Source organism: uncultured Tateyamaria sp. (assembly GCF_947504105.1).
In the GTDB taxonomy this organism is placed as follows: Bacteria; Pseudomonadota; Alphaproteobacteria; order Rhodobacterales; family Rhodobacteraceae; genus Tateyamaria.
This window is the reverse complement of record NZ_CANNGP010000083.1, coordinates 1-7,815: the sequence shown is the minus strand read 5'-3', so window position 1 is coordinate 7,815 and position 7,815 is coordinate 1. Positions and strand designations below refer to the sequence as shown.

The 7,815-nt window shown below is 52.9% G+C and carries 6 protein-coding genes; 2 read left to right on the top strand and 4 right to left on the bottom strand.

Features of this window, described 5'->3' with window-relative positions; translation table 11 throughout:
- Positions 1 to 183: 183 nt before the first annotated feature.
- The 4 genes from Q1A75_RS22915 to mobC form a co-directional block, all read right to left on the bottom strand.
- On the bottom strand, positions 184 to 993 hold the full coding sequence (locus Q1A75_RS22915) for a DNA adenine methylase (protein WP_299593230.1): 810 nt from the start codon (positions 991 to 993) through the stop codon (positions 184 to 186).
- Positions 990 to 3,026, bottom strand: a complete 2,037-nt coding sequence (locus Q1A75_RS22910) for a type IV secretory system conjugative DNA transfer family protein (protein ID WP_299593233.1) — start codon at positions 3,024 to 3,026, stop codon at positions 990 to 992. Before Q1A75_RS22910 ends, Q1A75_RS22915 begins: the two co-directional genes overlap by 4 nt.
- Before the next feature lie 27 nt (positions 3,027 to 3,053).
- The gene (locus tag Q1A75_RS22905) at positions 3,054 to 4,901 is read right to left on the bottom strand and encodes a relaxase/mobilization nuclease domain-containing protein (RefSeq protein ID WP_299593236.1); all 1,848 of its coding nucleotides are present in this window, start codon (positions 4,899 to 4,901) and stop codon (positions 3,054 to 3,056) included.
- A 142-nt stretch (positions 4,902 to 5,043) separates the two neighbouring features.
- Positions 5,044 to 5,526, bottom strand: coding sequence for a plasmid mobilization relaxosome protein MobC (gene mobC / locus Q1A75_RS22900; protein ID WP_366142231.1), 483 nt, complete (start codon positions 5,524 to 5,526; stop codon positions 5,044 to 5,046).
- Positions 5,527 to 6,148: 622 nt separating this feature from the next.
- Here mobC and Q1A75_RS22895 point away from each other — a divergent pair.
- Positions 6,149 to 6,964, top strand: a complete 816-nt coding sequence (locus Q1A75_RS22895; RefSeq protein WP_299593239.1) for a division plane positioning ATPase MipZ — start codon at positions 6,149 to 6,151, stop codon at positions 6,962 to 6,964.
- Positions 6,961 to 7,287, top strand: a complete 327-nt coding sequence (locus Q1A75_RS22890; protein WP_299593241.1) for a hypothetical protein — start codon at positions 6,961 to 6,963, stop codon at positions 7,285 to 7,287. Before Q1A75_RS22895 ends, Q1A75_RS22890 begins: the two co-directional genes overlap by 4 nt.
- The last annotated feature ends 528 nt before the right edge of the window (positions 7,288 to 7,815 follow it).

The following is a 7,815-nucleotide window of genomic DNA, read 5'->3' as shown; positions in this document are numbered from 1 at the left end:
CCCCTGGCGTTACGCTGCCCAAGCAGCGTAACAGACACCGCCCTGGCCAAACAGGCCGAGTTCAACGGACGGGCACCCATTACAAGTCGGCCCAGGCGAACTAACTCGGTAGATCCGGGCCATCGCCGATTTAAGCGATGCGAGATCCGATCATCGGTTTTGTCGAAGAAAAGTAATAAGCGTTCAACCGGCCCAGCTGGTCGGTTGATTTGTGGCATCGTCAGAAACAGCGGTGTCGGATTCCAACATCGCCGGATTTGACGATGCTGCAGCGGGCCAGGCGTCGCGGATCGCCGCGAGCATCGCCTGTCGCTCCAACAACGGCATCTTCTCAAGCCGTGCGGTCCAGCGGTCTTTTTTGCGTTTGATCCGCTCACGCTCCCTGAAATTCGATCCCAAGAACCCATAATCGTGTAGCTCAATTGGCGGCGCAAAATTCATCCAGAGCCATTCGGTTGCGGGCTCGCCGCCCCGTGTCATGGCTTGAAACTGAATGCTGTGCCACCCGTTCAACCGATCTTTGTAAAACTCGGTAAAGTAGCCCGACAACATGACCATGCAGGGCAAGCCGCACAGCACATCCAGTAGCGCGGCGTGGTCTGCGTCCGTCATTTCATAGTTGTAGAGGTCTAGAACCTTGCGCGTGTCGTGCATGTACGGTGGGTCGCAATAGACAAGTTCCCCACCGTGAAATCGGTAGCGGCTTAAATATTCGATGGCATTCCCAGCTTCAAACGTGAATCGCGCATCGCCGTATTTGGCGATGGGACCCATAGCATCGTCAGAAATGGCGAGGCCGGCCGTCACGCGTGCCTTTGTCTGCGCGAGCGCCATTCGATCCAGGTCAATCCCGATATTCAAGCGTGCGGGCCGCTTGTTCCGCATGATCGCTCCGCCGCCCAGGAAGGCCTCAATGTAGACGTCGTGGGGCGGCATCTGATTGATGATCGACTGATAGACCCCTGCCCCGTTCTTTCCGCCTGGATAGCTCATTCTGTCTCGGCTTTCCGCTTGGCCTTCGCCAATTTGGACTGCAAAACCTCGTTCAGCTTATTCACGTTATCACGAACGATTTCCTGATCTTCATCCGCCACTGGCTCTCTCGGTGCGACTCTTTGGGAAGCGCGGCGCTGTGCAATTTTACCAGCGCTCTGCGATACCGCCTGCCCCTGCTCTTTCCCATTTCGGACGGCTTTTAGCTCGTTTGTCAGCGCTTCTACTTTCTTCTCCAAGTTGGCGACCTTGGTTTGTTCAATGCTGACAGTGACACTGATATTGGCCTGTTCTTCACTCTCTTTTGATGGGTACGGAAATGCGCCGGTCTGGTTCTCCCAAAGGGGTCTTAGGAACGGGTCCTGATAGAACTTGATCTTGTCTGCCAAAACGGGTTGCTGACGTTGAGGCAAGATGATGACCTTGTCATCGTCCAACCGTCTGATTTGCGCGGCGCTCAACAGTGGTCGATCTTCGGAGTGCTTCGAAACAGATCCTTTGGCCATACCCACATCGCCACGATCATATGAATGTGACACTGCTAGTCCGGTTCTGGTACCCAAGGACGTTTCAATCTCTTTCGCCGTCACATCTTCGTTCGCGCTGATATAGAGTTTGACCCCTGCCCCGGCTTCAAGCGATTGGCGTTCGTTCTCAGTGTAGATCGTTTGCAAACCCGGAATTGACTGTGTGATCATTGAAATGCGGCCGCCATGGCCACGCACTTGCTTGATGCCCTTAACAAAGATGGGCATGTGCCCCAGCTGGTCAAACTCATCCAGCAAGATTTTTACTGGAAATGGCTCGTCCTTCCCCGGAGTGCTGTGGCGCAGGAACGCCATAAGCTCGGTAAAGAACAGACGGATCAGGGAACTCAGAGGCTCAATGTCGTCTGATGCGACCACCAGATAGATTGTCTGCGGCACCTTTCGAATGGTCGTAAAATCAATGTCGTTGCGACGGGTAATCCTCTCTACCTTCGGGTTCGACCATTGGCGCAACCCCGCAGTTTTCAGAACAGAAAGGTAGCTGTCGCGTATTCTCTGATCGTGCCCGGCATACTCGCTTAAGATTTGGCGCACTGTGGGGTTCGTTGTTTCTTTGGCCGCAGCTAAGAGCCGCTGAGAAGCGTTCTCTCCAACATCTTCCTCTCTGCCGCTCCCGTAGATGATGCGATAGATCTCTCCAAAGGTAGCGTTGCCACGCTCGATGGCCAGGAGACCAGCGGCCACGACCAGTTCACCGCCACCTTCCACAAAATCTTTCGCTCCTGCTCCTTCGACTTGCAGAAAGAGACTTGTCACCTTTTGCAGTTCGGTAAACTGCTGCTCCAAATTCTTGATCTTGGAAATGCGAAAAAGAGGATTGTACTGATGTGACGGGTTCTCGAAGTCGAAAGGTGAGAACCTATACACCTTGTCACCGATCACGTTAGCTCGGTGGCGGGACGTTTCCTCAAAAATCTCACCCTTCACATCAAGGATCACCATGGAGCCAGGAAATGTCAGGGCGACCGGAATAACGTAGCTTACAGTCTTACCTGCACCTGTCGGTGCGCAGACCATGGCATTCGGGAACAGATCATATGAGGCGGAGACAAAAGGTGCGTTTTTCTTGGCCAGGATCGGATGGCGCTTGCTGATCGTGATCGGCTTACCTTTTGGGTGCGCGGGGGGGCGCACAAATTTTCCGAACAAAAGGCCAGAGCCAACCGGTGCAAGCATACCATTCCGCCGAAGCTCGTTTTTGTTCTGAAAATGAGCGTCGCCGTAGATGGTCAGATTGTCCCGAAATACGACGATCGCGGCCAAGATAAGACAGACGACGATCGCAGCCAGCACCATCAGGTAGCTTTCGCGATATGGCGCGGTTTGCACCCTTTCGAGCGTTGGTAGGTTATCCAAAAGGTAAAGTGGGTTCATGGTGTTGATATTGGCACCGTGCTGGATCGCAAGATAAAGGCCACCAACTAGGATGCCGACTGCCAACCCGCACAGTGTTGCAAAACTCAGTGTGAATGTTGTGCGTACCATTGCTTAAATCCCATTATTAAGCCGATTTTAAATAGAGTGACCGTCCTGTTCGTGACCAACAGAAGGAGTATATTGGTCAATCCCTGTCTGAACGGTTGCACTGTCCAGTTCGACAACGTTGTGTTTCTTCTCAAGTTTAAGAATGGTCAGCGCTATGTCGCGTTGTTGTTGCTCGTCCTGGGTGATGTCCTTCAGATGGTCATGACCGCCTGATGCAATTTCCGCGATACCGACCTGACCATAGGTGGCGCGCATCTGCTCCAAGAAATGACGTTCGGCCTCGGGGCCATCAAACGCAGCGGTACCATAAGATGTAACTTCCCGTGCAACCTGGTGCGCAGTTGCGCGTAGCTCGATGTTGTTCACCTCACGGTGGCGGTTGTAAAGCTCGTCCATGCGTTCCGCGATGAAGTCATGAACGCCAGACAGGATGGACGTCGCCTTGGTGATGTCTGCGTCGTTGGTCCCGTCTAGTCCTTCATGGGCAATAACCTTTTCCATATCAGAAACCGACCATTCTTCTTCGTCGCGCGCATTCTCTGCGCCCCGTGTCATGCGGCTTTCGATTTCGTCTGGATCAAGGCCAGCAGCAGTGGCACGTTCGCGAATTTGCAACATAGCTTCTCGGCCATCTGCAAGAGAACCGTTGGACAGATCAGAGTACGCCGCTTCAACAGCTTCCAGCGCGGCTCCATATTCTTCTGGCACTTTTCCGGTGCTGATATAGTCATTGAGGAACTCGCCACCCCAAAAGTTGTCTAACCAAGCGTCGGTAGTAGCTGTAATGCCTTCAACTTGGGGGGGGTCAATGTAGGCGGCATATTCATATGACAGTTTCTCAAGCGCCTGAGTGTCACCTGCTACCGCGTTAGCAAACGGCTGAGAGTATGCCGGCATCCGCGCCGCATCCGGCGTCCAGTTCACTTGATAGTCGCGATCCAGCACCGTTTCGATGTGATCCAGCGTCTTATAAAGCTGCTCTGTCACTTCCCGTCGATCTTCTGCGCTAAGCTGCGCTAGCTTTGGTTCATTCGCGGTTGCCCATTGATTAAGGGCATCCCGAATGTCTGCGGGGTGTTGGTTCAGATCAATTTCCATCTTTCGTCCTCCGGATACATAGATTGGGCGCGCTTCCTCTAAATCAGTGGCCGCTGCGCGCAGTTTTTCAGCCATGTCGATATGTTCAATGCCTTCTGCGATATCGGCCATTTCACGGCACTGTTCCGCGTAGGCATTCAGTTTTTCATATGCGGTGTTAAGGGCTTCGCCTTCGCGCGCCCTGCCCTTCGGTTCGATCCCCATCCGGATCGACCGCCGATATTCGGCATCGCTTGGTGCATACTCGATCACACCGCGCTCAAGACGCGATGTGGCATCCATATAAACGCCATAAGGCTCGGCGATTTCAACCATGCGCTGTCGCATCGACTGGTAGGAAAAATCGTGGCCTTCGGCCATGTAAAACCAATCACCGTGCCGCACACCACGGTTATTGACGATCACATGAACGTGGGGGTGGTGTGGAACATCAGTATGTAAAGCCGCGTAGTAAGACCATTCATCAAGACCGCCATCGACCGACTGGAACATTTCATAGCACCATTCCTCGGTGATTGCCGCCGCCTGTTCACCTGTCACATATGCAGGAAACGACAATACGAGATGTGTTGTTTGGCCGTTCTTGGGTTGGCCTTTCCAGCCTTCGGACCAATCCTCGATCATTTCCTCTACCGCTTCGAGCGACAGGGCGGCGTCGCCAGCCTCATATGAAACGCCGTTGCCAAACACCAGTTCAGCTTTACCGTTCACATATGCCATCTGGCCCGCAAGCTGCTTCGGATGGTGAGTTCCCGCGTTCCGGATCTTCTTGAACACAGCCGCATTGCTGCCATTCAGAACACGCCAGACTTGGCCGCCCGCCAATTTCTGCGGCGCGCGGCCACGACCGCCCCTGCTGCTGGGGACCGGGACTGGCTTGCGTTCCAACCACTTAATGTTATCGAAAAAGCTGTCAGAATTACTCATGACCGTACTCCGACTTGCGCCAGAGGCGGGTTCCACGCCGCCGCGTTTCAGCAACAACGGCTGCCAAGTAGGTTCGCAGTGACCCAATGTCGGTTTTCAACTGACGTATGTCACTCCATTGCGAGGCCACCAATTCGATCTTTTTTGAATTCGCTGCCCAGGCAATCTGGTTGATGTTCGTCCCGATCTTGTTCAGCTCATACCGGATCTCTTCCAGTTCGTCGGCTTTCTCGCGCGAAACCTCGATAAAACCGGTGGCAGATCGAGACAGAACGCGGGCAAATTCGGCGTTTGATTTACACCCGCACTCAATCGCCAGGCTTGCGAAAGCCCGAAACTCGTCCTCCGATAGACGGAAAGAGATGCTTCGCGTTGCCGACTTTTGCGCCGAACTGGTGAAGCTCATGCGTTTTTTGAGCCTGTAGATCGTATCACGCTTCACGCCAAGCTTTGCTGCCACTTCCACGTCGGACATGCCGCCTTGAAGCATTTTCAAAGCCCGTTTCTGGGCTGCTCGGTTGAAATTCTTTAGCGCGGGCAAAACACAAATCCGATTTTCGATTACAGAACGCATATCCTGCTATAACCGATTTATTGCAGGACACGCGCCCATTGTAAATGGACAAGCGCCGCGTGGCCGGACCGCAATAAATCTCCTTTGGAGGGGTTTGCGAAGACCATGAGCAAGCCCCGATGCTTGAGGTAAGCGCTGGAATGCAATGAAAGCGCGGCTGAAAGCCTCAAATCGTGTCGCCCCAGGCGACCCTATTTCGCCACCAGAGCCGCTGAGCGCCTCGCTGAGCCACCTTTCACTAGTCTGGCACCCCTACCCCGCCCCGCGCCAAACCTGGCTCTTAAGACGTCATTTTTCGGCAATGGCGGAACATATAGCATACCGCATACAACATATCGCATAAAGCATAGGTCACGCAGCACAGGTTATTATGCTATCCATAGTATTTTATGCGTGGCATGTATTATCATGCTTAACACGACTTCTCATGCTAAGCATTGTTCTTCATGCTATACATAGCTTCTTATGCTAACCATGGTTTTTTATTGCGGGCATGGATAACTGATGTTAAGCATGGTCTATCATGCGCCGCATAATGTTTTATGCTCCGCACGCAGAAAAACAAGTTGAGGCGAACATGCAGATTATAACTTTCGCGAACAGTAAGGGTGGGGCGGGAAAATCAACCGCTCTTATGGCACTGGCGTCAGCCCTTGAGGCAACGGGCAAGACCGTTGTCGTAGCTGACCTGGACGATCAGGGAACACTGGCATCTTGGCTCGCAGCCAATGACGGCACTTATCGTTTACCCGATGAAAACGCACTTAGCGTACGACAGATCTACTTTAGCGAGAACGACCAAACAAACGCCGACAAGACTCAAGAGGCGTTGATGGAAATCGAGAAAGAGGACCCAGACTTCCTACTCGTGGATACGAAAGGCAAGTCATCCCACACCTCCGCAATGGCGATGTCGGCAGCTGATCGGGTCATATGTCCCACTAACGGCGATAGCGGCGAATACGAACCAGTTGCCCAGACTTTTGCCAACCTTTCCGCGTCGCTCAATCTGATTGCACCCGACGATGATCCACTTGAGTTCTTTCGGATCATGTTCACAAAGTCTCTTGTAGCCACAGGCAAAGAGGTTCTGGAAGCCCGTCAGGCATTGAGAGAGAACTTTACATGCTACAATGGGCTTCCTCATCTGACATCTTACAACACTGCCCATTTTTACGGCACCACATTAAATGGCCTATTGGAAAAGGCTGAGGCTGACCTTGCGAAAAAAGGTAAAGACGCCCTGAAACGCGATCGCAATCAAGTGGCCAAATTGGAGCGGGCGGTAGAAGCTTCTACCAAGTTTATGAACGAACTGCTTGAGGACCTGAACCAATGAGCCGTCTGAATCGCACTACCGAACTGAAAACTGCTCGCACCGCCGATATAGCCCGCGAACCGGCCACACCGGATAACAAGGCACTGACAAAGAGCAACGCGGCAGATCAGGGAACGGTTTCACAAATACGGGCCACAGTTACATTCCCTGCCACGTCCGATTTCACGGTTGTGTTGGCTAATTACATTCGGGACATTGAAACCAACCTCCCACCTGGTGGCCAGGCACCAAAACCCGCTGTTATCTTCCGGTCCTTCCTCGACAAATATGATGCCGAGCTAGGGGAAATGCTCAAAACCCATCTGGCCGAATGGAACAGGTGAGGTGGGCTCTACCAGCTTCAAGTTACCCACACCCCGACGCTCCGATGTTTGGCGTCTCCGCTTTCGGGGTGCTGCGGTCAGGTCGATTTCTCCCAAGGTCGAAATAGCCCCGACTGGATAACTTGAAGCTGGTAGTTTGTCGCTCCGCGCCAACAGGGGGTTTTGCACCCCCAGACCCCCGCAGGATATTTGTCGAAGGTGAAAGGGTAGGGGGATTCACAAACCAACTTCTGCATTGCACAATACAGGAAGATTTTCTCTTCTTTAGGAGATTTCTATGTCTAACCAAACACCAACCGTCGAAACATATCAAGAGCTTCAAACAGCTTTCGATTTTTTCAATGATCAGTTGTTTGAGGGGGCAATGCCGCAATGCTTGATCACATTGCAGCGAAACAAGCGATCTTTGGGATACTACCAGCCACAACGATTTGTCGCCCATGACGGCCATACCCTAGTGTTCCGAGTCTGACACCTCTTACCTGTTCCCCCGGATTTCATCGAGGGAGTTCAGAGCGCGGCGTTCAC

Coding starts and splice junctions, on each gene's coding strand:
- Q1A75_RS22915 (WP_299593230.1), bottom strand. CDS start 993: ATGAGCTATCCAGGCGGAAAGAACGGGGCAGGGGTCTATCAGTCGATC.
- Q1A75_RS22910 (WP_299593233.1), bottom strand. CDS start 3,026: ATGGTACGCACAACATTCACACTGAGTTTTGCAACACTGTGCGGGTTG.
- mobC (WP_366142231.1), bottom strand. CDS start 5,526: ATGTCCGACGTGGAAGTGGCAGCAAAGCTTGGCGTGAAGCGTGATACG.
- Q1A75_RS22895 (WP_299593239.1), top strand. CDS start 6,149: ATGCGCCGCATAATGTTTTATGCTCCGCACGCAGAAAAACAAGTTGAG.
- Q1A75_RS22890 (WP_299593241.1), top strand. CDS start 6,961: ATGAGCCGTCTGAATCGCACTACCGAACTGAAAACTGCTCGCACCGCC.